This window comes from Bradyrhizobium sp. NBAIM08 (assembly GCF_020193935.1).
GTDB classification, from domain to species: Bacteria; Pseudomonadota; Alphaproteobacteria; order Rhizobiales; family Xanthobacteraceae; genus Bradyrhizobium; species Bradyrhizobium yuanmingense.
Genome location: NZ_JADYVR010000150.1, coordinates 1 through 475, shown reverse-complemented (window position 1 = coordinate 475; position 475 = coordinate 1). Strand labels below are relative to the sequence as shown.

Below are 475 nucleotides of genomic sequence, written 5' to 3'. Positions count from 1 at the left end.
GGCGGATCCTGCGCGAGATCAGCGCCGGTGTCCGGGCTCGTCGCGAGGAGCTCGGCCGGCTGATCGCGCTCGAATCGGGCAAGCCGATCCGCGACGCGCTGGTCGAGGTCGACCGCGCGACGCTGACCTTCCGCCTGGGCGCGGAAGAGGCGGAACGGATGACCGGTGAGCTCATCCCGCTCGATCTCATGCCGGCGTCAAAGGACCGGATCGGGATCACCCGGCGCTTCCCGATCGGCCCGATCGCGGGCATCAGCCCGTTCAACTTCCCGCTCAACCTGGCCGCCCACAAGATCTCCCCGGCGATCGCGAGCGGCAATCCGATCGTCCTCAAGCCACCGTCCAAGGACCCGCTCACGATGCTGGCCGTGGCCGAGATCATCGAGGCCGCCGGCGTGCCGGCGGGGAGTGTCTCGATCCTGCCGATGACCCGTGAGCTGGGCGACCGGATGGTCGCGGACCCGCGCTTCAAGCT

1 protein-coding gene is annotated in these 475 nt (G+C 69.7%); it reads left to right on the top strand.

The genetic code is table 11. The annotated features are described in order from the left end of the window. A partial coding sequence (locus I6F37_RS38855) for an aldehyde dehydrogenase family protein (protein WP_225154199.1) occupies nt 1–475 on the top strand: 475 nt, incomplete at both ends.